17 protein-coding genes are annotated in these 21,191 nt (G+C 60.6%); 6 read left to right on the top strand and 11 right to left on the bottom strand.

Features of this window, described 5'->3' with window-relative positions:
* Positions 1-11: 11 nt before the first annotated feature.
* Positions 12-1,514, top strand: coding sequence for a Na+/H+ antiporter NhaC family protein (locus P0648_RS08405; RefSeq protein WP_276247720.1), 1,503 nt, complete (start codon positions 12-14; stop codon positions 1,512-1,514).
* Between the two features lie 95 nt (positions 1,515-1,609).
* The gene (locus P0648_RS08400; protein ID WP_277503529.1) at positions 1,610-2,029 is read left to right on the top strand and encodes a DoxX family protein; all 420 of its coding nucleotides are present in this window, start codon (positions 1,610-1,612) and stop codon (positions 2,027-2,029) included.
* Positions 2,030-2,069: 40 nt separating this feature from the next.
* Here the strand turns inward: P0648_RS08400 and P0648_RS08395 are convergent, their stop codons facing one another.
* Both P0648_RS08395 and P0648_RS08390 read right to left on the bottom strand, forming a co-directional pair.
* Entirely contained in the window at positions 2,070-2,642 is a 573-nt protein-coding gene (locus tag P0648_RS08395; RefSeq protein WP_276247722.1) for an OsmC family protein, read from the bottom strand.
* A 118-nt stretch (positions 2,643-2,760) separates the two neighbouring features.
* Positions 2,761-3,726, bottom strand: a complete 966-nt coding sequence (locus tag P0648_RS08390) for a glycerophosphodiester phosphodiesterase (protein WP_277503526.1) — start codon at positions 3,724-3,726, stop codon at positions 2,761-2,763.
* A gap of 123 nt (positions 3,727-3,849) precedes the next feature.
* Here P0648_RS08390 and P0648_RS08385 point away from each other — a divergent pair, with 123 nt between their 5' ends.
* On the top strand, positions 3,850-4,581 hold the full coding sequence (locus tag P0648_RS08385) for a tetratricopeptide repeat protein (protein ID WP_277503524.1): 732 nt from the start codon (positions 3,850-3,852) through the stop codon (positions 4,579-4,581).
* A 37-nt stretch (positions 4,582-4,618) separates the two neighbouring features.
* On the opposite strand, the gene P0648_RS08380 is transcribed toward P0648_RS08385, so the two are convergent.
* Positions 4,619-4,870, bottom strand: a complete 252-nt coding sequence (locus P0648_RS08380) for a hypothetical protein (RefSeq protein WP_277503523.1) — start codon at positions 4,868-4,870, stop codon at positions 4,619-4,621.
* A 148-nt stretch (positions 4,871-5,018) separates the two neighbouring features.
* On the opposite strand from P0648_RS08380, the gene pheA reads away from it, so the two are divergent.
* Positions 5,019-5,822, top strand: a complete 804-nt coding sequence (gene pheA, locus P0648_RS08375) for a prephenate dehydratase (RefSeq protein ID WP_276247726.1) — start codon at positions 5,019-5,021, stop codon at positions 5,820-5,822.
* Between the two features lies 1 nt (position 5,823).
* Positions 5,824-8,793, top strand: coding sequence for an FAD-binding and (Fe-S)-binding domain-containing protein (locus P0648_RS08370; protein ID WP_277503520.1), 2,970 nt, complete (start codon positions 5,824-5,826; stop codon positions 8,791-8,793).
* A 27-nt stretch (positions 8,794-8,820) separates the two neighbouring features.
* On the opposite strand, the gene P0648_RS08365 is transcribed toward P0648_RS08370, so the two are convergent.
* From P0648_RS08365 to P0648_RS08350, 4 genes are all read right to left on the bottom strand, one after another.
* Positions 8,821-10,068, bottom strand: coding sequence for a PLP-dependent aspartate aminotransferase family protein (locus P0648_RS08365; RefSeq protein ID WP_276247728.1), 1,248 nt, complete (start codon positions 10,066-10,068; stop codon positions 8,821-8,823).
* A 698-nt stretch (positions 10,069-10,766) separates the two neighbouring features.
* Complete coding sequence (locus P0648_RS08360; protein ID WP_276247729.1) at positions 10,767-11,363, bottom strand: cysteine hydrolase family protein; 597 nt, start codon at positions 11,361-11,363, stop codon at positions 10,767-10,769.
* Positions 11,360-12,127, bottom strand: coding sequence for a YqcI/YcgG family protein (locus P0648_RS08355; RefSeq protein ID WP_276247730.1), 768 nt, complete (start codon positions 12,125-12,127; stop codon positions 11,360-11,362). Before P0648_RS08355 ends, P0648_RS08360 begins: the two co-directional genes overlap by 4 nt.
* A 132-nt stretch (positions 12,128-12,259) precedes the next feature.
* A complete protein-coding gene (locus tag P0648_RS08350; protein ID WP_277503519.1) occupies positions 12,260-13,063 on the bottom strand; it encodes an MOSC domain-containing protein in 804 nt (267 codons plus the stop codon).
* 139 nt (positions 13,064-13,202) lie between these two features.
* Between P0648_RS08350 and P0648_RS08345 the strand changes: the two genes are divergently transcribed.
* Positions 13,203-14,261 carry an NAD(P)/FAD-dependent oxidoreductase gene (locus tag P0648_RS08345; RefSeq protein ID WP_277503518.1) on the top strand — a complete coding sequence of 353 codons (1,059 nt, stop codon included), beginning with the start codon at positions 13,203-13,205 and terminating at the stop codon, positions 14,259-14,261.
* A 161-nt stretch (positions 14,262-14,422) separates the two neighbouring features.
* On the opposite strand, the gene P0648_RS08340 is transcribed toward P0648_RS08345, so the two are convergent.
* The 4 genes from P0648_RS08340 to P0648_RS08325 form a co-directional block, all read right to left on the bottom strand.
* The gene (locus P0648_RS08340) at positions 14,423-15,625 is read right to left on the bottom strand and encodes an orc1/cdc6 family replication initiation protein (RefSeq protein WP_276247733.1); all 1,203 of its coding nucleotides are present in this window, start codon (positions 15,623-15,625) and stop codon (positions 14,423-14,425) included.
* 1,380 nt (positions 15,626-17,005) lie between these two features.
* On the bottom strand, positions 17,006-17,470 hold the full coding sequence (locus P0648_RS08335; RefSeq protein WP_276247734.1) for a hypothetical protein: 465 nt from the start codon (positions 17,468-17,470) through the stop codon (positions 17,006-17,008).
* On the bottom strand, positions 17,467-18,345 hold the full coding sequence (locus P0648_RS08330; RefSeq protein ID WP_276247735.1) for a ParA family protein: 879 nt from the start codon (positions 18,343-18,345) through the stop codon (positions 17,467-17,469). Before P0648_RS08330 ends, P0648_RS08335 begins: the two co-directional genes overlap by 4 nt.
* Before the next feature lie 579 nt (positions 18,346-18,924).
* Positions 18,925-21,189: an amino acid permease gene (locus P0648_RS08325; RefSeq protein WP_276247736.1), complete on the bottom strand. Its 2,265-nt coding sequence runs from the start codon at positions 21,187-21,189 to the stop codon at positions 18,925-18,927.
* Positions 21,190-21,191 lie beyond the last annotated feature (2 nt).

Genomic DNA, 21,191 nt, shown 5'->3' with positions numbered 1-21,191 from the left:
CGGAATCAGAGATGGCAACACTGTCATTCGAACCGCTGTCGTACGACGAGATCCCCGACGACGAGCGACCAACGCTCGTCCAGGCGCTTGTGCCCGTCGTCGGGATGCTCGCGTTCCTGAGTATCGGGGCCATCGGCCTGGGCCTCGACGCGCACATGCCACTCCTGTGGGGCATCGTGCTCACCGGCCTCGTGGGCCGGTACTGGATCGGCATCTCGTGGGACCGGATGTACGAGGGAATCGTCGACGGACTGCGCATGGGAATGCAAGCGATACTCATAATTTTCATCATCTACCTGCTCATCGCGACGTGGACTGGCTCGGGAACAATTCCCGCGCTCATCTACTACGGGCTGGACATCCTGAACCCGCAGATTTTCCTGCCCGCGACCGCGCTGCTCGCCGCTGTCGTTGCGTTCGCAATCGGGTCTTCGTGGACCACTGCCGGGACGCTCGGCGTCGCGTTCATCGGCATCGGTGCGGGCCTCGGCGTCCCCGAGCAGATGACCGCCGGCGCGGTCCTCACGGGCGCGTACACGGGTGACAAGATTTCACCACTCTCCGACACCACGAACCTCGCCGCCGCGGTGACGAACACCGACCTCATGACCCACGTTCGGACCATGCGCGTCGGCACCTCCATCGCGATGGCAATTTCGCTCGTCCTCTACGCCTACATCGGTCTCAACGCCGCGGGCTCGATTCCCGCAGAGAGCGTCGGCGGAATCCAGTCGGCCATCGCGGGGACGTACAATCTAACCCCACTCGTCTTCTTGCCACTGCTCATCACCTTCGGCCTCGCCCTCTCCGGGTTCCCGGCGCTTCCGGCCCTCGGTGCGGGAATTTTCGCGGGCGTGTTCACGCAGTTCTTCTTGCAGGGAGCGCTCACCGTAGACAACTTCATCGCCGCCTGGGAAGTGCCGATGTACGGCACGTCCCCCGAAACTGGCTCCGAACTCGTAAACGGCTTGCTCTCCTCTGGCGGCGCAGTGGGCGACTCGGCGTGGACCATCATCATCGTCGTCGCCGCCCTCTCGCTCGGTGGGATTCTCGAACGCACGGGCATCATCGCCGTGCTGACCCACCACCTGAGTAAAGCAATCACGTCTGTTGCGGGCCTCACTATCGGGACCGCTGCCTCCGCGCTCGGGATGAACATCCTCGCCGCAGAGCAGTACATGAGCATCGTCGTCCCGGGAATGAGTCTGCGGGGGCTCTACGACGATTTCGACCTCGAGAGTCGCAACCTCTCGCGGGGTATCGAAGCGGCCGGAACGACGACCAGCGCCCTCATCCCGTGGAACGCAGGCGCAATCTACATGACCGGCGTGTTCGGCGTCGCGCCGTTCGCAGGGTCGTGGGGCCTCCAGGGGTACGGCCCGTACTACTTCCTTGGCTTCCTCTCGCCACTCATCCTCGTCACGATGGGGCTAACCGGGTGGCGTATCACGAAAAAGTCTGCTGACACGACCGCTGGCATCAAGGGCGCGATTTCCTCGATTGGCGACGATTGAACGGTCTTGTGGGGTCCCTAAGCAAACCTTAGGCCTGCTCCTAAACGTTTCTTAGCAACAATATAATGAATTTACATTAGTTCGCAGGTAATTCTATGCGAACTCGTTTCACCGAACTGGCACCGCTTCCGGTGCGAGCTATCCTGGTGGGGATATTGACGATGCCTGCGGTCTCGAAGTTTCTCGACTTCGGTGGGAGTGCTGAATTCTTCGAATCACTCGGCCTCCCGGTCCCGGCAGCACTCGTCCTCGTCGTCGGCGTCGTCGAAGTCGCCGCCGTCGTCATGATTGCGTTCGGTATCGCCGGGCGACTCGCCGCTATCTCGCTCCTGCCCGTGATGCTCGTCGCCATGGCGACAGCCGGACCGGGGTGGAAAAACGTCGTCGTCCTGCTCTGTGCCATCGTCCTGTTCGTCATGGGCACGGGCGCCTACTCGCTGTACCGTCTCGGTGAACTACCCGGGCGCACATCGTCGAGAAAGCTCTCGCGGAGACGTGCGGGCAGCGGACGATAGCGAAAAAGACAGACAGCGGACGGGTGGGTCGGCTTCCCCGTTACTTCGTTACCAGTTCCGTCGAAACCGTCACCGCGTTCGTGACGTTGTCCATGATAGACGACGCGCCCTCCGCAGCGTCTCTGAGTTCTTCGAGTTCTTCTTCGGTTCCGTCGGCTTCGAGGTAGGTCGTCACTTCGATTTCGTCAAACCCGTTGCGAACCTCCTCGGAGAGGCCGAGGAATCCGCGCAGGTCGATGTCGCCTTCGAATTCGAACCGGAGGCTCTCCAGTTGAACGCCGAGTGCCGCGCCGTGGGCGGCATAACTCACCGTTAAACAGGACCCGAGGGCGGCGAGCAGCAACTCCGCCGGGTTCGGCGCAGAGCGCTGGCCGAGCAGTTCTTTGGGTTCGTCACCCTCGATGACGAACTCTGGAGAGTCGACGGTTTCCCCGGCGTGGTCGAAGTCACTGACGCGCGTTTCACAGGCGACGCCGCCCGTCCACACCGTCTCCGCGCGGAACGTGACTTCGCCGAGTTCGTGGTCGTCGTCCACGGCGTCGATGGTCGAAAAGAGGGCGTCGAGGTTCAGGTCGTTAATCGTCTCGGATGACTGGTCGTTGGTCGTGGCCATTGAGTGCGTTCCTCACGTCACCGTTTCACAATGGCGGGTAAAACGGTAGGCAAACACCCCTTATTTCGCCGGAAAATTCGGGAAGAGTACAGGAACGTTCGTGAATGTTAGACGGCGATTACTGGTCGCCGAACGGGTAGTCTGCGATGATGCCGTCCACGCCAGCCTGTTCGAGTTGCATCGCCTCGTACCACGTTGCAATCGTCCAGACGTTCACCTCACGCCCTTCCTCGTGGGCGACGGAGACGAGGTCTACGTCCGCGAACGGGCCTTCGAGGTAGTACTCGTCGCCGAAGAAGGGCGTTCCCTTGACCATGTTCTTCGGCGGATGAATCGCTTCGCAGTCGTAGGTGCGCGTGATGTCGAGGCCTTTCTCGAGGTCGTCCCAGAACAGCGTCCCGAGGGGCACGTCCGGTGCAACGTCCGAAACGGCGGCGAGTGCGCCTTCGTAGAACGACGAGACGAGGACGTCGTTGTGGTAGTCGTCGAGCACGTCGAAAACGTTCTCGGCGAAGGGTTCCCAGAGCGCCTTCTGGTCTTCGAGGTCCGCCCCGGAGAGGTTCGCCGCGAACTTCGTGTTCGGCGACCCCGGATTCTTGAACTCGACGTTCACGCCCACGTTGCCGGGCAGTGCGTCCATCACCTGTTCGAGCGACGGAACGAGTTCGCCGCTTTCGAGGACTTCTGCCTCCTTGACCGTGTCCCACGGCGTCTCCCAGACGAGACCACTCACGTCGGTGAGCCCCTGGGTACCGCCGTCGCGCTCTGCGAGCCCGTCGTCGTGGAAGACGACGACTTTGTCGTCGGCGGTCGCCATCACGTCGATTTCGACCATATCTGCGGCGTTTGGGCCGCGCGTGGCGTTACGGACGGCGCCGACGGTGTTCTCGGGGTACATCCCGGCGAATCCACGGTGGGCGATGAGCGACGGGGAATCCATCTCGAGTTCGTCTTCTCGTTCGTCGTCTTCGTCCTTTTCGCCTTCGACGTCCTCGTCTGCAGCAGCGGTTCCGGCGACCAGCGACCCGGCGAGGGCGATTCCGGTTCCGTGCAGGAAGGTTCGGCGGCTTGCATTTCCAGGCATACATTAATTCATGTTGCAACAGTCAGCAAATAGCTTGCTAAGAGTGCTTAAAAAAGGTCCCGTGTGGTAAATACGCACACCGAGCGCCACGGCTAAGCCTCCGCGGCGCGTAGTTCGTCCCTCGTGGCCTCGAATCGTAAACACCGCTATTCGGACAGTCGCGGGTTCGGCGACCCGTACGAGGGGTTCACACTGGACCCGCCGGAACTCCGAGAAGACCCGACGAAGGTAGACCCGGTGGACGACTACGCCCTCGCTGACCTTCTAGATGATTGGAACGTGAAGCGTGACGACATCACGCCACAGGAGCTCATCGACCTCGGACTCACCTACCTCCAGTTTGGTTTCCATCCGGAGGCGGCAGACGCCTTCGAACGTGCAGCCCGACTCGCAGACGAGGATTCGATCGTCGCCCAGGAGGCCTGGGTGAACAAGGGCGTCGCCCACTCACAGATAGAGGAGTTCGACGAGGCCATCGGTGCGTTCAGAGAGGCGCTTCGCATCCACGACCATAACGAGTTCGCCGCGCTTGCGGAGATGAACCTCGCCTTTGCCCTCTGGGAAGACGGCAACTCCTCAGAGCCACTCGAACACGCAGAGCGGGCCGTCGAACTCGACTCGCGACTGCCGCAGGCGTGGTTCAACCTCGGCTTTTTCTACACCGAACGGGCGCTCTGGGAGGACGCAGCCGAATGTTTCGAGAAGGCGATTACGCTCGGCTATCGCACGGCGACCGTCTACGAAGAGCAGGCCCGGGCGCTCGAAGCCCTCGGGAACTACGTGGACGCGGAGACGGCGGCCGAAGCGGCCGCGACCATCCGCGCCGAAGGACAGAAACGGTTGCTCACCGAGTGAATCGAGTTCTTCCGTCGATTCCCACGCCAGTTCGATTTTACGACGACTCCCACGCCAGTTCGAGCGTGAGGTCCGCATCGCAGTCGAGTTCGTCTGCGTCCATTCCAACCTCCGTGACCTGGTGGTCCTCCGGAAGGCCGTTGCTGCACGTCCCGTAATCCACGATGGTGGCGAGCGTCGCGGGCGCACCGCAGGCCGGGCAGTCAGTGAAGTACCCCTGTTCCCCCTCGTGCCACGCGTCCTCCGTGAGTTCGATACGAGCGGCCTCGTCGTCGGTGGACTCGGACATGATACACGCTCGATTTGGGTCGCCGGACGGGTAAGTGCAAGGGCCGTCGCGAAGCGAGGAGGCCGGGGCGGATACGCCCCCCGGCAACCACCGGCATGGGTCGCATCCACCGATGACTACTTGTGTTCCTCTCAGTGAAGTGAGTCATATGAAAGCAGTCACCCTGGGTCCCGCCGGGACGTACTCACACCGGGCGGCCAAAGCGGTCGCAGACGAGGTGGACTTTCGCGAGTCGATGACGGCCATCGTCGAGGCCGTCGTCGCAGGCGAGTACCGCCGCGGAGTCATTCCAATCGAGAACAGCATCGAGGGGAGCGTCACCGAGAGTCTCGACGCGCTCGCCTCGAACGACCTCGCCGTCGTTGCGGAACTGGTCACGCCCATCCGTCACGCGCTACTTGCCCAGTCTCCCGAGTTCGAGACGGTCGCAAGTCACTCACAGGCTCTCGCCCAGTGTCGTGGTTACCTCACCGAACACTACCCGGACGCGAAACTGGAGGCCGTCGCGAGCACCGCACGCGGCGTCGACCTGGCCCGCGAAGACCCCACCGTCGCCGGCATCGGCCACCCCGACACCGCAGGCGACGGACTCACCCTGCTCGCAGAGGACATTCAGGACCGTTCGTCGAACGAGACGCGCTTTCTCGTCATTGCGCCACCAGAAGAGCGCACCACCGCCGGCGGTAAATCGACGGTCGTCGTCCACCCGAACGCCAACTATCCGGGCCTCTTGCTCGACATCCTCGAAGCGTTCGCCGACCGCGACATAAACCTCTCTCGCATCGAATCCCGTCCGAGCGGCAACCGCCTCGGCGACTACCTGTTCCACCTCGATTTCGAGGCCGGGATGTACGAAACTCGCGCCAAGGAGGCCATCCAGGACGTGCGGTCGACGGTGAAACACGGCTACGTGACCGTTCTCGGTTCCTACGACACCCGACACATCGTCTAACATGAGCGACGCACCTACCCACAATCCGGCGACAGACCGCCGTGCGAACTACGATTACACCGACGACAGCGTCGACCGCCCTGCCGTCGTGAAAGACTTAGAGCCGCGCGTGGCGGGCGACGTGCGGTTCGATTCCTACTCGCGACAGCAATACGCCACCGACGCGAGTTCCTACGAGGTGACGCCAATCGGCGTCGTCTTGCCCGAATCGACCGACGACGTGGAGACGGTCATGGAGTACTGTGCCGACCGAAAGATTCCCGTCCTCCCCCGCGGCGGCGGGACGAGTCTCGCCGGGCAGGCCGTAAACGAGGCCGTCGTCCTCGATTTCACTCGCTACATGGACGGTCTGCTCGACATCGACCCGAACGCGAAGACGGCGCGCGTCCAGCCCGGCATCACGCTGTCCGTGCTCAACGAGGCCCTCGCTCCCCACGGACTGAAGTTCGCCCCCGACCCGGCCGCAGGTGACCGCAGCGTCATCGGCGGAGCCATCGGGAACAACTCGACGGGGTCGCACTCGCTCAAATACGGCCTGACAGAGGCGTACGTCGAGGAGTGTGAAGTCGTCCTCGCAGACGGGACGGTCACGACCTTCGGCGAGGTGACTCTCGACGAACTGCGCGAGGGTGCAGGCGGCGACGACCTGGAGAGTCGCATCTACGCCGAAGTGCTGCACATCGTCGACGACCTGAGCGAGGAGGTAGAGGCGCGGTATCCCGACCTGAAGCGCAACGTCTCCGGGTACAACCTGGATTCGCTCGTCGAAGAGGCCGAGTCCGGGTCGGTGAACCTGGCCCGTCTACTGGCTGGAAGCGAGGGGACGCTCGCGCTCATCACCGAAACAAAGATTTCGCTCGTGGACGTCCCCGAGGCGAAGGCGATGGCACTGCTCGCCTACCGCGATATCATCGACGCGATGCACGACGTGGCTCCCATCGTGGACCACGACGCCGCGGCCGTGGAACTCGTAGACGACGTGTTGCTCGACCTGGCGAGTCAGACCGCCGAGTTCGAAGCCGTCGCCGAGCTCGTCCCCGAGGGAACCCAGGCGATTTTACTCGTCGAATTCTACGCAGCAGACGACGACCACGGCAGAGAGCAGGTGACTCGCCTCATCGAAGACCGGGTCGAGGGGGCAGGCCACGCCTTCGACTCCGTAGAGGCTCACACGAAAAAAGAACAGGCCGACCTCTGGAAACTCCGGAAGGCGGGTCAGCCTATTCTGATGTCGCGTACCTCGGACGAGAAGCACATCTCGTTCATCGAAGACGCGGCGGTGCCGCCGGAACACCTCCCCGAGTACGTCGAAGGGTTCCAGCAGATTCTCGAAGCCCACGGCACGTTCGCGAGTTTCTACGCCCACGCCGGGCCGGGCGTACTCCACGTCCGTCCACTCGTGAGTCTCAAAGACGAAGCCGACATCGAGATGATGGAGTCCATCGCCGACGACGTGACCGACCTCGTGGTCGAGTTCGGCGGGTCGGTTTCGGGCGAACACGGCGACGGCCGGGCGCGCACGCAGTGGAACGAGAAACTCTACGGCGAGACGCTCTGGCAGGCGTTTCGTGACCTGAAGACGGCCTTCGACCCCGACTGGCTGTTGAACCCGGGGCAGGTCTGTGGCGACGTGAAGATGACCGAGAACCTGCGCTACGGCCCCGACTACGAGTTCGATGCCGGCTTCTCGCCGTCGCTCAACTGGGAGAACGACAACGGTTTCCAGGGCATGGCCGAACTCTGTCACGGATGTGGCGGGTGTCGCGGTCACCAGGAGACCACCGGCGGCGTGATGTGCCCGACCTATCGCGCGGCCAACGAGGAGGGCCTCTCAACCCGCGGACGGGCGAACATGCTCCGCCAGGCGATGAGCGGAGACCTCTCGGAGGACGAACTGTTCGCAGACGAGTTCCAGCACGAGGTTCTCGACCTCTGTATCGGCTGTAAGGGCTGTGCCCGCGACTGCCCCTCGGAGGTGGACATGGCGAAGATGAAAGCCGAGATTCAGCACGCCCACCACCAGAAAGAGGGGTCGAGCCTGCGCGACAAACTGTTCGCCAACATCGACCGGCTCTCCGCGCTCGGGAGCCTGTTCGCGCCCGTCTCGAATTTCGGGACGAAGATTCCGGGTGCACGAGCCGTTCTCGAAGGGACGCTCGGCATCGCGAAGGACCGGACCCTCCCCGAGTTCCACCGCGAGACGCTGCGCAAGTGGTATCGGGCGCGGGGGTCGCAGGTGAGCGAGGCGCAAGCGGAGAGAAAGGTGGTGCTGTTCCCGGACACGTACACGAACTACAGCCACCCCGAAGCGGGGAAGGCAGCGATTCGCGTGCTCGAAGCCGCAGGGGTGCACGTCCGTCTCGCAGAACAGACCGACAGCGGCCGGCCTGCCCACTCGAAGGGGTTCCTCGGCAAATCGCGAAACATCGCGGCGCAGAACGTCGAGGCACTCGCCCCGCAGGTCGAAGACGGCTGGGACGTGGTGCTCGTCGAACCCTCCGACGCCGTCATGTTCCAGTCCGATTACCTCGACTTGCTCTCTGGGGAAGACGTAGAGACGGTCGCGGCGAACACCTACGGCGTCTGTGAGTACCTCGACGGGTTCCGCCTCGACGAGAACATCACCTTCGGTGGAGGCAACGCCTCGCTCACCTACCACGGCCACTGTCACCAGAAAGCCACGAAGAAGGACCATCACGCTGTGGGCGTGCTGCGGCGAGCGGGTTACGACGTGGACCCGCTCGATTCGGGGTGCTGTGGGATGGCCGGGAGTTTCGGCTACGAGGCAGAACATTTCTCGATGAGCAAGGCAATCGGGAACCTATTGTTCGACCAAGTGGACGAGAGTTCTGGCGACCAGGTAGTCGCTCCCGGCGCGTCCTGTCGCACCCAACTCGGTGACCGAGAAGGAGCGACCAGCGAACCGATGACGCCAATCGAGATGGTTGCCGTCGCGCTCGGGGAGTACTGATGGGTGAACTACTGACCGTTCAGAGGTTCAGTCGGCGGTCGTGACCACGCGGTCACGGACGGCGTCGAGTGCGGATTCGAGGTCCGCGAGCAGGTCGGCTTCGTGTTCGACGCCGACGGAGAATCGCAAGAGTGTGTCGGTGATGCCGAGGTTCTCGCGCTCTTCCGGTGTGAGCTCTGAGTGCGTGAGCGTCGCCGGGTGCTCGACGAGCGACTCGACGCCACCGAGACTAACCGCGAAGGTGAACTCGTCGAGTTCGGCGACGAACTGCTCTACGGTTTCGAGGTCGCCTTTGAACACGGCGGTGACCACGCCACCGGGCCCGGACATCTGGCGGTGGGCGAGGTCGGCCTGTGGGTGGCTGTTGAGGCCGGGGAAGTAGACGCGTTCGACGAGTTCGTGGGTTTCGAGGAATTGGGCGACGGCCTGTGCGTTTTCTGCGTGTTGGCGCATTCGCATTGGCAGGGTCTTGATACCCCGGAGCAGGAGGTACGAATCGAACGGGGAGAGCATGTTCCCGAGGCCGATTTGCTGGAGAAACGTGAGTTGGGTGGTGAGGTCGGGGTCGTTGGTGATGGCGACGCCGCCCATCGAATCTGAGTGTCCGTTCAAGTACTTGGTCGTGCTGTGGACGACGACGTCTGCGCCGAGGGCGAGCGGTTGCTGGAAGTACGGCGAGAGGAACGTGTTGTCCACGCCGAGCAGCGCGCCGTGTTCGTGCGCGATGTCCGCGATTGCCGCCACGTCACAGAGGTGGAGCAGGGGGTTGGTGGGCGATTCCATCCAGACGAGGCGCGTATTCTCCTGCATCGCGTCGCGGACGTTCTCGGGGTCGCGGGCGTCCACGAAGGTTACGTCCACGCCAAGGCGTTCTGGCAATAGCAGGGTAAACATGGCCTTGGTCCCGCCGTAGAGGTCGTCGAAGGCGACGACGTGGTCGCCGGGGGTGAGCGTCGCCATGGCGACGGTAGCGATGGCTGCAGTCCCAGAGGCGAACGCGAAGGCCACGTCGCCGCCTTCGAGCGCGGCGAGGCGCTTTTCGACCGCGTTTCGCGTCGGATTCGAGAGCCGCGAGTAGACGTACTCGTTCGCGTCCGGGTCGAGCGAGAGCAGGTCAGCCTCGGGGTCGATTCCCTCGACGGCAAAGGTAGAAGAGAGGTGAATCGGGACCGTCACGTCACCGACAGCGTCGGGGCCAGTTTTCGCTTTCTCGCCACAGGTGACCGAAAGCGTCTCGAATCGTGTTTCGGATGGAGACCGTTCTCGCCAGTTCATGATAGACAATAATGCAAGTTACGTGAAAAAGATTTCACTTTTGTCTGATAATACTGTGATTAATTAAACGAATGTATAGATGAGCATTGGTAATATTTGCGTGAAGGAGTTTGGTTGCCAATACGGTGACGAAGGATGATGTGCGGCGAGCGGCCGACGAAGGCTCGTACTCGCCCGAGAAAATGCAGGAAGGGGGTTCGGTTGCGACGGTCGACCGTCTGGTATGGCACCAAAGCGAGACCGACGCGTCCCCTTCGAAAACACCGGGTAGGTGGAGCGCTACACCGGTTCTGCGCTTTGTACATACGCTATGATATACCATATCCCTACACGTTCCGGTGAGATATGCCGCGGCGGTAGCAGCGAGCAGTTCGTCAGGCTGAAGGTGCGGACCTTCCACCGACGTGAGATTCCGGGACACGCAACGGAGAGAACTCACAGGCTTAACGAAAAAGGCGGGCGACGCCTGGGTCTGCAGGCCGCCAGCAGCCGAGGTGTCGTCGGTCCGGATTACTCAGTTGGCGAGCATATATACTCCCCGCCTGCGAAGAGAGATGTATGCAAGGTGCAGACCGCTTCTTCAGACTGGTCGTCATCCTCACGTTCGTGCTCATTGTACTCGGCATCGTGCTGAGTCTCATCCTCTAGCCATTTTCACCGGAAATCCGGTGTGGGAATCACCCCGTGCGGATCAGTTTCTACGCCTCGGAAAGCGCAGCGAGGAGGGGTGCCGTGTCGATGATGGTGGCGAACTCCCCGTTCAGTTGCGCGAGCGCCAAGTCGTGAACCACCTCCGGTTCGTAGTGCGTCCCGTCGTGGCCCGTTCTGTCGAACGCGGCCGTGGCATCCGCGACGACGTACACCGAAAAGCCGAGATTCTCGGCCATCCGGGCCGTCGTCGAGACGCAGTGGTCCGTCGTCAGCCCCGTCAGAATGAGCGTCGAGATACCCTGTTCGTGGAGCAGTTCCTCGAGATTCGTACCGATGAACGCGCTGTTCACCTGCTTTGTAATGACGGGTTCGCCCTCGTTGATCAGGCCCGCTTTCGGGGCACTCCCCGGATGGTCCGACCTGAGCGGGGAGTCCGGTTCGGTCGAATGGTGCTGAACGTGGAAAAGCGGGAGGGCCGCCTCTCGCCAGGCAGAAAGGAGGGCATCGAGGTTCGTCTCAAAGTCGGGATTGTTTCGAGTTCCCCATCGGGAGTCGGAGAACCCCTCCTGTACATCGATGGTCAGAAACGCGGTTTCCCGGGTCAGCGGCGGGTGGTCCTGCGGGGTGCTGGCTGGCGGCGTCATCGCAATGCCGTGATTTGGAGCGGACAGGTACTCAGTGTATCGTCGGTTTGCTCCGGCAGGAGATACTGTTTCCACTCTCGCGTGTGCGAATCGCCCCAGTCACCGAGGTCAGCGTGCGGACACATCCCGTCGTACGCCTCGATTCGCTCTCGAATCACGCGTCGTGCTTCCTTTCCAGCCGCCGTGTCCCCTGTGATACCAGCGAAGATTGCGCGGGGTTGGGCGGTGATTTCGAGGCCGTGTGCCGTGTACCGACTCCGTCGCTGTTCGTAAAACGGTGCTCTCGCGGTGGGAAACATCGGTTCGCCGGCGAAGCAGAACTCCCAGTATGGGTCCGTCGGGTCCGTCGGCATGTCGTAGGGCCACGGTTCCGGGTCGTGGTCATGCAGATACTGAAGAATCCCCCAGAAGCGCTGGCGGTATTCGGCTTCCGTCAGGGGTACATCCGGCGGCTTGAAGAAGATAACAAGTGAGGTTCGCTCGCCGAAGTCCTCGAACACCTGGACGTACTCGAAGAGCGTGTCCGCGAGGTCTGAGAGCGCCCCCTCGTCAGTCATCGATTCACAGAACGTGTACAGTGCGTCGCCATTCCGCTCGGATTCGACGCCGAAGTAACACGGAAACGGTTCGCCGTCACGTGGTTCGAGCATCGATTCGCGAAACCCCACGTAGTGAGCGACTGCCCATCCGGGGAGGGCGTCAGCACCAATCGCCGCGCGCAGACGCTCCTGGTCGAACAGTTTGTGCAGGAACTCGTCCGGCATCGTGATACCCGAGGTTAGGAAGAACCACGTATGACTGTGGCGGTTCGAGCGGAAATTTCTGCATTCAGTACGCTACGAACGGTCGGTTTTTGACCGGCGTTTGTCCAATTCGTTTCGAGAATGGCAGCCTGATTAGAGAGACACTGTATCGCCGGCGGAGAGTTGCTTGCCCCACTCGGTTTCAGGAACCGTCGTGTTCACCATCACCCGAAAGAAGTAGTCGAACTGCTCACGGTTCGCCCAGTCCGGCAGGGAGGCTTCCCGCCTGTTGACGAACGTCTTTCGAAAGTCGGGGGTCGGCTCACCCGTGTCCGGGTCGCGGGTGGGCACGACGCACCGTTGGCAAGGGTTCGTCCCGGCGAACGCCACGTCCCCAATCTCGAAGGGGCGTTCAGATCCCGGCGGGCCGTAGAGGTGGTCCTCCCAGAAGGCGGGACACGACCCGAGTTCGAGATTGGCGCGGAATCGCCGCCGGACGTTCTCGACCGGAAGGTCGTACCACGAGGCAATGGCAGAAAGCGTCTCCGTGGAGATAACGGTCGGACCCGACGCTTCGGTGTCGTCTGGAAAGCCACCCGCGGCCTGTTTTTCGAGGGAGACGGGTCGCTCGAAGTATGCAGAGAGCCAGGACTCGAACCGGTCGCGATGGTCGTCCAGGTGGCCGGTTACCGTGTTTTCTGCGGCCCGAGCGGTGGTCTGGTCAGTCCCGTGACGGCGTATCGTCGCCCGGTTTGTTTCGAGGTCCATCGAGAGGCGAAGGCGGTGAATCGACGCGGTGCGCTTCCCGTTTACGAAGTGGCCCGCTTCGTCTACGATGGCGTACTGTCGGTCGTGTTCGAGGCCACCGTTTTCGACGAGTGTGGCCGCCTCGCAGTCGATTCCGTCGAGCGATTTGATGGGATACACTGTGAGACGGTCGAGGCGTGGGGAGGTCACTGGGTGGCCGTTGGGGCGACGGCAGTATCAACCCTGAGGGTGATTGGCTGCGTCGAATCAACTTGCGTACCGAGGGACGCTGCGCTTCGAAATCGAGACGATGCCATAGACTTTGCCCGTCGCGCCCCGAGTGTCAGATATGACACATTCGCTTGCGATAGTCGGTGCCGGCGCGGCCGGTTGTGGCGTCGCCTACGCCCTCCGTGAGACGAGCATCGACGTGACAGTGTTCGAAAAGAGTCGCGGGGTCGGTGGCCGCGCGGCAACGCGCAGACGAAACGGCTGTTACTACGACCACGGTGCGAACTATATCAAACCCACGGACGACCGGACCGAGACGCTGCTCGAATCGCTTGGGACGGACGGACTCGTGGACATCGCCGGCCCGGTCTGGACCCACGACGCTGCCGGGCGAATCAACGAGAGTGACGACCAGGAGGCCCACAAGTGGAGTTATGCGACCGGCATCACCCAGTTCGCAAAGCGCGTGCTGGCAGAGACGGACGCGACCGTCCAGAAGAGCACCCGCATTACCAAACTCGAATGGGAGAACGACGGCGATGCGCGAGGTTGGCAACTGGTCGACGAGGCGGACGCTGGCGTTGGCAGGTTCGATGCGGTAGCACTGACCGCACCCGCCCCGCAAACGGCGGACATCGTGCGACGCACGCACTGGGTAGACGAACGTCGGAGAGCTCTCGCCGCCACAATCGACGCAGTACCGTATCGGACCATCCGGTCGGTGATGCTTCACTACCCGTTCGAACTCGACCGCCCCTACTACGCGCTGGTCAATCCCGACCGGAACCACCCGATTGGCTGGCTTTCGAGAGAGGAGTGTAAGACGGGACACGTCCCGGCAGGAGAGAGTCTCCTCGTCGTCCAGATGAGTCCCGAATGGTCAACCGAGCACTACGACCACCCGGAAGAACAGGCCGGAAGGGTCGTTGCGAACATGGTCGCCACGTTGCTTGACGACGACCGACTCGCCGAACCAGACTGGGTCGACACTCAGGGCTGGCGGTACGCGCTTCCGGATGCGAGCGTGGCCGACGGAGACGATGAAGGAGTGGTCCAGCAGGTGGCGGACGCGAGCCTATTTTTCGCTGGGGACTGGGTAGTCGGCGAGGGGCGGGTCCACGCCGCCTTCTGGAACGGGGTTTCTGTGGGCCAGCGAATCAGCGAATCGTTGGAGTGAGTTGAGACGCGCGCACCGGATTTCCGGTGAAATGGGAGGATGGTGGGGTGGGTACCCCGGGGTCGGGGATTGGAGGGTTGGGGATTCGAGAGTCGAGGATTGAAGAGACGGGTGTTTCGATATTGCTCGATCGTTTTTGCACGGCCGCTAATGCAGGGCCGCTATTGCTCGGTCGTTTCGACGAGAACCTTCTTCACGACCGCGGGTTCTTCGAGGAGTTGGTGTTCCGTGTAGCTTCCCTCAGCGCTACCCCCGCTGCGGTGGGCCTGTTCGATAATATCGAGGAAGGCGTGTTCCTTGAGGAGGTCGCGGACGCGTCGCAGTGAGAGGTAGTCAGAACCCTCCTGTCTGCAGATTTCCTTGTAGACATCGTAGATGCGCGTCGTTCGAAAGCCGTCCTGATTCGGGTTGTTGAGCGAGAGAACGGTAAGCGCCTGCAAGACGAATCGAGAGTGAGGGGTAGACCCGCGGATGAGTTCGCGAAAACGGTCGGTTTCGGCCCGCTCGCGTGCCTGTACGATGAATTCTTCTTTGACAGTTTTCGCACCCGTCGATTGGGCGATTTCCCCGGCGTACCGGAGGATGTCGATGGCCTTGCGAGCATCGCCGTGTTCTCGTGCGGCAAGAGCCGCGGCCCGTGGGATGACCGACTCTTCTAACACGTCGTCTCTGAATGAATCGGAGCGGGCCGCCATGATTTCGCGCAGCTGGTTCGCGTCATACGGTGGGAAGACGTACTCACGTTCGCACAGCGACGAGCGGACACGCTCGTCCATCCGGTCTTTGTACTTGATCTTGTTGCTGATGCCGATGACGCCGACCTTGCAGTGATGGAGTTTGCCCGCCTCGCCCGCACGGGAGAGTTGCATGAGGATGCCGTCGCTGTCGAGTTTGTCGATTTCGTCCAGGATGACGAGGACGACGTCGTAACGCTGGTCGAGAATCTTCCAGAGGCGTTTGTAGTACGTCGCCGTCGAGATGCCCTTGTCGGGAATCTTGATGTTCGTCGATGCTGCGTCGTTGACCGCCGTCGCGATGGTTTGGACCGTCTGCGTCTCGGTCGTATCCTGGGCGCAATCGACGTACGCCATCGCGACCGTGACGCCCTCCTCGTCGGCCGTTTCGATGAGCCGGCGGGAGACGTACTTTGCACAGAGCGATTTGCCAGTGCCCGTCTTCCCGTAAATGAGGACGTTGCTCGGGCTTTGCCCGAAGATAGCTGGGTTCACGGCGTTCGCGAGGTGTCCAATTTCCTCGTCTCGCCCGACGATTCGACCGCCGTCCGGTAGATGATTTATCTCGAGAAGTTCCTTGTTCGCGAAGATGGGGTCCTCCCGAGTGAAGAGTTCGTCAGCCTCAGACATTCGTGGTACTCACCCCGTTTCCGGTGAAATGGCTTTACGTTTTCTTTCCGTCAGCGAGACGTGACAGACTTCGGCCGGAAACTGTCTAATTACGGGTTCTCTTCCCGAATCTACTGGCCGCGTGCGTTCTGTAGACTGTTTCGATTCTCAGCTCGAACCGGTTCTAGTGAAAAGACGCGCACACCGGGTTTCCGGTGAAATGGTGGATTGAGTGGTGGTTGTTGTTGGAGGGGCAGCGGAGAACGTCAAGAGAGGGAGCCGGAAAAACATCAAGAGGGAGAGAGAGAGGAGGAACAACGTCAAGAGGAATATCGAGAGGATATACGGGTAAAGTCTACTGTGAAAATTTGCTGGGAACCTCTACTGGGAGAGTATGCCACGAAGGAATGCTGAGCACAGTGAGAAACGAAGACCGACTATTTGAACAACCAAATAGCCGGTTCACTTTGCTGACTTAATGAACTTTTTCCCGAGAGCCCTACTTAGTATTTTTTATTTCAATATTCGAGTGAGTTCGAGCGGGTTTCACCGGAAGCGGCTTGATTTTTTCAGTCACTACATAGAAAGGTTCACCGGAAATGTGGTGTGTACCCTCCAGAGTAAGGGTATCCGGCGGCTAACCAAGAATCAAAGAATCGTATCGACCCAAAATCAAGTGACGACTCGCAATTGAGTATCGACCCCGTACTCCGGCGTCTACTCCTACTCTAGCATCCAGTCGTAATCCAGTAGTTTCCCTCCGTAATTCCACTGCACTGGACCCTCCCTGACTCCACAGCACTGGATTTTCCTTGATTCCACCGAGTTGACCCCTCTCTAACCCCGCCAAACTGAATTCTATTCCTATTCGCCCTTCTATTCCTATTCGCCCACCACCTTCTGAGCCGGTACCCCTAGCACCCACTCCCCCACTCCGTTTCACCGGAAACCCGGTGTGCGCGTGCCAATCTTATTCAACTCCACAATTCGCCCCCCATTGGTAGTCCACACGTATCCCGGTCCCACTCGATATCGTATTTTGATCCCACCCTCTACCCCCCGACCAACCACACTCATCCACTCCCCCACTCCGTTTCACCGGAAACCTGGTGTGCGCGCGCTATCATCTCCTATATCGACCGAGAACCATGCCGATTTCACCGGAAATCCGGTGTCTGTGGTATCTGTACCATCGAGAAGTCAGTCGGTCACGAAACTTCGCCTGCGTCGGGTCGAATACTCCAGCAACCGGCCACCGATTTCACCGGAAACCCGGTGTGCGCAAGATGACGACCCCTTCACGGAACCCCATCTCAACAATTCACTAGTGATAGAATGTCTATCCGCACTACTTTCACCGGAAACCAGGTGTCAGTCCGTCGGTTTCCGGGCAACTTGCGCTCAGTCGAAGTAGTTGTAACCCCAGGATTCGAGAACCGAGACGACGAGTTCTGGATGTTGCATCCCGACGAGGTACGCAGCCTCCCGAACGTCGAGCCTGCTCAGGTCGGTGTCCATCGCCTCCTCTAAATCGCTCTCGAACCGCCGATAGGCTCGGTCTGTCTCCGGGCGGACGAACAGTTGGTGGACCTTGTCGCGGTCTGATTTTACCTTGTCGCGGCGGAAAATCCACGGAATTTCCGGATCGTCTGCTGAATCCGCAGCTGATTGCTCGTCAATACCAGACGATTCTCCGCCTGATTGTTCGCGACCCGAGTCGTTTTTCACCGCGGAATGGCCGTCGCCCTCATCCGGCATCTCGGTGGAATCTCCTGCTGACGATTGCGCTTCAGGATCCAACGTGTTCTCGTCGGCTTCGGTATCGAAGATGTCCTCGAACGGGTCGTCCCCGGCTCCGGATTTCATGCCGACACCTCCGATTCAGATTCGATCGGGCTGCCAACCTGCGCTGCGACGAAGGCGGCGAGGTCGTCGAACTGCGAGAGGGTATCGAGTTCGTATTGCCGCTTGCGGTCACGGAACTCTTCGACGTAGGTGAACGCATCGACCTGCTGTTTCCAGCATCCTTCGAACAATGAGGTGCGGTCCCGAATCGACACCGGGACGGAGAACCCCAGTTCCGAGAGCGTGGCTTCGTACTCCCGCTGGTCTGCGGTGTCTTTCACTTCGTTTGGTACCACCGCGAGAACGCCGACCTCCAGATTCAGTTCGGCTTCCAGTCCCGCGACGATGTCCTGAAGACCTTCGACACTTTGGTGGCCCTTCCCCGAAAGTTCGAGGGGGATGACGACGTTCCGCGTCGCGTAAATCGCGTTGTAGAGGTGGTCGCCCGTCGTCGCTGGAGGGTCAACGATGAGCACATCGTACTCCTCGTGCACTCGCGCCGCCGCGAGCACGCGATGGAGCTGTTCGTAGCGGGGGTACTCGAAGTCCGGGTCTGGGTTCGTCTGCTCCTCGATTTCTGCAGTGCGGAGCAACAGTTCGGTCAGTCGTTCGAGCATGTTGTGACTCGGGAGAACGTCGATGCCCGGTTCCGCAGTTCGGATAAGGTCTTCGAACGCTCCACTCGGCCGCCCAATCATGTGCCGAACGAGGTTGTCAGACCCGCCGTCGTTCCGCCCCGCTTCCACGTCGAGGAGGTAGGTAAGGCTCCCTTCCTGTGGGTCTAAGTCGATGACGAGCACGTCCTGGCCAGCCCGAGCGTGCGCCTTCGCGAGATTCGCAGAAATCGTGGTCTTGCCCACTCCGCCGGCTTCCGAATACACCGTGTACGTAAGCATTAGCGAGTGATGGTCGAACTGCTACAAAAACACCCGTCAGACGCAAAATTGTTACTGGTCAGTAATACTGGACAGTGTTACTGTACAGCATTATCGAAAATGAAGCACAGTCATAGCTGCTCTGGCACGCAACGGTGATACGCCTCCGAATCCGTACCTCAGGCGACATCGGAAACAAGTTAAAAATACATACTCAGTCAAGTAGGCGGGAGCGGGCGACTGGGCATATGCTGCTCACGAAAGCAGATCAACAGTCAAAAACCCTTGAATCGCTCGTTAAAATGCGCTTAGCTGCCTTTCCGCCCCCAACTGACAACCAAAACGAACACATCTGAGAGACGGTACCGCGGGAACAAAATAATATTACAGAGATTCGAGGAGAAAGCCCACGACTGCAGTCGTGGGAGGAAGTCAGTCTCCCCAGTATCGTTTTACGGTTTTCCTAGACGCAGGAGTTTGGCTTCAAGGCTTAATGTCGAATTGAACGAAGACACGCTCAAGGTAGACGCTGGAAATTCAGTATTGTGAGTCACGACGGTGTATATTTGTGTAATTCCTAATTCAAAGTATTATGGACGGTTAGCGACCAAACAGGCGTTCACGAACCGTCCGTGTACGCTTTTTCTCTGCGAGGAGGACCGAGCACTCTACGTCGTCGACGACACCCATGACCAACGACCCATGAACTAACCGGGAGAGTAGTCCACGTTCGGTGGCCCCGATGACCAGCAATGAACAGTCCGAAGCAACGCCCTCGATAGCGGTTTCTACGTCACCCGTCTCGATACGGAGATTTGCGTCTCCGAGATCGTGCTCTTGCGCCCACTCCGTGAGGAAACGCTTGCCCTCTTCACGGTTACCTTCCTCGGCCACGTGCAGCACGACGATTTCGGAATCGTACTCTGCTTGAAGCAGGTTGGCAATAGTAGCGCTCAGGTCCGAATCAGGCCCACCGGCGGTCGGGACCAGCACTCGTTCTGGGTCGAAGCCACGATTTTTCAGTACGAGGAAATCACACGGTAGGTCGTGTGCGAAGTCATCGATTGCGCTCTCGGCTCGTCCTGGCGAGCCGTGGGAGTTATCACCCCAGCCCATGACAACGAGGTCCGCCTCGTGTGTCTCAGCCGCCGTGAAGATCTCTTCGAACGACCGGTGGGAGACGATCGTGTGTGTCTCCACTTCAACGCCGAAGGTCTCCGCATCTCGCCTGGCCTGGTCGAGGAGGCGTGCGGAGGTCGCATCGAGTTCGTCGATATGCGCTGCTGCACCCGCAAGCGCCGTTTGGTCGGGCACGGTGACGATGTGGACCGCATCCACAGTGCCGCCGCGTTGCTTCGCGAGTGCGCTGGCGAGGGTGATGAGGTCTTGCTCGTGTTCGGGGTTCGCAAGCGGGACCAGCACTCTGAACTGGCCGCCATCTGGCTGGACGCTACTAGCAGCCGACACCGCTGCGTCCGGCATGGCCTCCTGTCGTGAGAGGACGTATTGGGTGAGAATTCCCTGTTTGTCGACCTTGCTACGAGCGTAGGCGAAATACCAGATTGTGCCCCCACCGATGAACAGTGCCGCGAGTCCGATCTCGACTGGATCCATAAACGCGATGAGTCCGAATGACGTGACGGCACCGAGAATTGGGACGAAGGGATAGAAGGGAACGGTCCATTCCGGCTGATACTCCGGGGTATTTGCCTCCCGCATCACGATGAGCGCGACGTTGAGAAGCCCGTAGACGATGAGGTGCAGGACGCTTCCTGCCTTCGCGAGCGTTTTCACGTCGCCGACGAATACGAACAGAATGATGAGCCCGCCCGTCACCGCAATACTGCGATAGGGTGTGGCGAAGTTCGGGTGGATGGCGTTGAGCTTCGCGCTGATGAGCTTGTCCCGCCCCATCGCGAAGTTGATGCGCGACGACGCCAGGATTGACGCGTTCGCGGAAGAGGCTGTCGCAAGCAGTCCGGCGAAGGTCAACAGCCCGATGCCGACACTTGCGAGTCCGACCGCTCCGAAGGAGACTTCCGCAACGTCGAGGACTGGCGTGGTGGTGAATTCCGGGGCAAGCTGACGCCAGTTGATGACGCCCATCAGAACGACCATGATGATCGCGTACATGATCGTCACGATGACGACGCTTCCGACGACAGCCAGCGGGAGGTTCCGTCCGGGATTCTTCAATTCCTCAGCGACGGTCGTGATTTTGGCGAAGCCGAGAAAGGAAACGAACACCAGTCCGGTGGCTGGAAGAATCGCAGTGGCACCGCCGGTTTCGGGTGGGAAGAGCGGCTGGAGCGTCGAGAGGTCTGCCTGGAGGAAGCCAAGCACCGAAAAGAGGGTGAGGATGCCGACCAACAGCGTGACAATTACAATCTGGATGCCACCGGTCTCCTTCGCGCCGATATAATTGATTGCGATGAACGCCAGTCCGGCGAGAAGTGCACCAACCTGGAATGAGGTGAGTCCGAAGGGACCGAGCGCCAGCGCAGGCAACGGAAGGAACGTTGCGAGGTATTCACCAAATCCGAGCGTATAGAACGCGCTCGCGAAGGCGAGACCCATCCAGTTACCCCAGCCCGCAATCGAGCCAAACAGCGGCCCGAGCGCGTGGTTCACATAGTAGTAACTGCCGCCCGCTTTGGGCATTGCGGTGCCAAGTTCGGATGCCGACAGCGCGGTGAACAGCGAGATGACACCGCCGACGACGAACGAGAGTGCAACGGCTGGCCCCGCTGCAGCCGCGGCCTGGCCTGGCAGGACGAAGATGCCTGCACCAATCATCGTTCCGACACCGATGGTGAGCGCGGAGAGCAACCCAAGGTCCTTCGCGAGCTCCTGATTGTTTTCCATCC

It is taken from the genome of Haladaptatus sp. DYSN1, from assembly GCF_029489995.1.
GTDB lineage: Archaea > Halobacteriota > Halobacteria > Halobacteriales > Halococcaceae > QDMS2.
Note: the sequence above shows the minus strand (reverse complement) of the source record. Positions and strands in the feature narration are given on the sequence as shown.

What these genes read in the sequence shown, in the direction of transcription:
- P0648_RS08405 (WP_276247720.1), top strand. Translation starts at nt 12, where the DNA reads ATGGCAACACTGTCATTCGAACCGCTGTCGTACGACGAGATCCCCGAC.
- P0648_RS08395 (WP_276247722.1), bottom strand. Translation starts at nt 2,642, where the DNA reads ATGGCCACGACCAACGACCAGTCATCCGAGACGATTAACGACCTGAAC.
- P0648_RS08340 (WP_276247733.1), bottom strand. Translation starts at nt 15,625, where the DNA reads ATGTCTGAGGCTGACGAACTCTTCACTCGGGAGGACCCCATCTTCGCG.
- P0648_RS08345 (WP_277503518.1), top strand. Translation starts at nt 13,203, where the DNA reads ATGACACATTCGCTTGCGATAGTCGGTGCCGGCGCGGCCGGTTGTGGC.
- P0648_RS08400 (WP_277503529.1), top strand. Translation starts at nt 1,610, where the DNA reads ATGCGAACTCGTTTCACCGAACTGGCACCGCTTCCGGTGCGAGCTATC.
- P0648_RS08370 (WP_277503520.1), top strand. Translation starts at nt 5,824, where the DNA reads ATGAGCGACGCACCTACCCACAATCCGGCGACAGACCGCCGTGCGAAC.
- P0648_RS08325 (WP_276247736.1), bottom strand. Translation starts at nt 21,189, where the DNA reads ATGGAAAACAATCAGGAGCTCGCGAAGGACCTTGGGTTGCTCTCCGCG.
- P0648_RS08355 (WP_276247730.1), bottom strand. Translation starts at nt 12,127, where the DNA reads ATGCCGGACGAGTTCCTGCACAAACTGTTCGACCAGGAGCGTCTGCGC.
- P0648_RS08390 (WP_277503526.1), bottom strand. Translation starts at nt 3,726, where the DNA reads ATGCCTGGAAATGCAAGCCGCCGAACCTTCCTGCACGGAACCGGAATC.
- P0648_RS08360 (WP_276247729.1), bottom strand. Translation starts at nt 11,363, where the DNA reads ATGACGCCGCCAGCCAGCACCCCGCAGGACCACCCGCCGCTGACCCGG.
- P0648_RS08335 (WP_276247734.1), bottom strand. Translation starts at nt 17,470, where the DNA reads ATGAAATCCGGAGCCGGGGACGACCCGTTCGAGGACATCTTCGATACC.
- P0648_RS08365 (WP_276247728.1), bottom strand. Translation starts at nt 10,068, where the DNA reads ATGAACTGGCGAGAACGGTCTCCATCCGAAACACGATTCGAGACGCTT.
- P0648_RS08380 (WP_277503523.1), bottom strand. Translation starts at nt 4,870, where the DNA reads ATGTCCGAGTCCACCGACGACGAGGCCGCTCGTATCGAACTCACGGAG.
- P0648_RS08330 (WP_276247735.1), bottom strand. Translation starts at nt 18,345, where the DNA reads ATGCTTACGTACACGGTGTATTCGGAAGCCGGCGGAGTGGGCAAGACC.
- pheA (WP_276247726.1), top strand. Translation starts at nt 5,019, where the DNA reads ATGAAAGCAGTCACCCTGGGTCCCGCCGGGACGTACTCACACCGGGCG.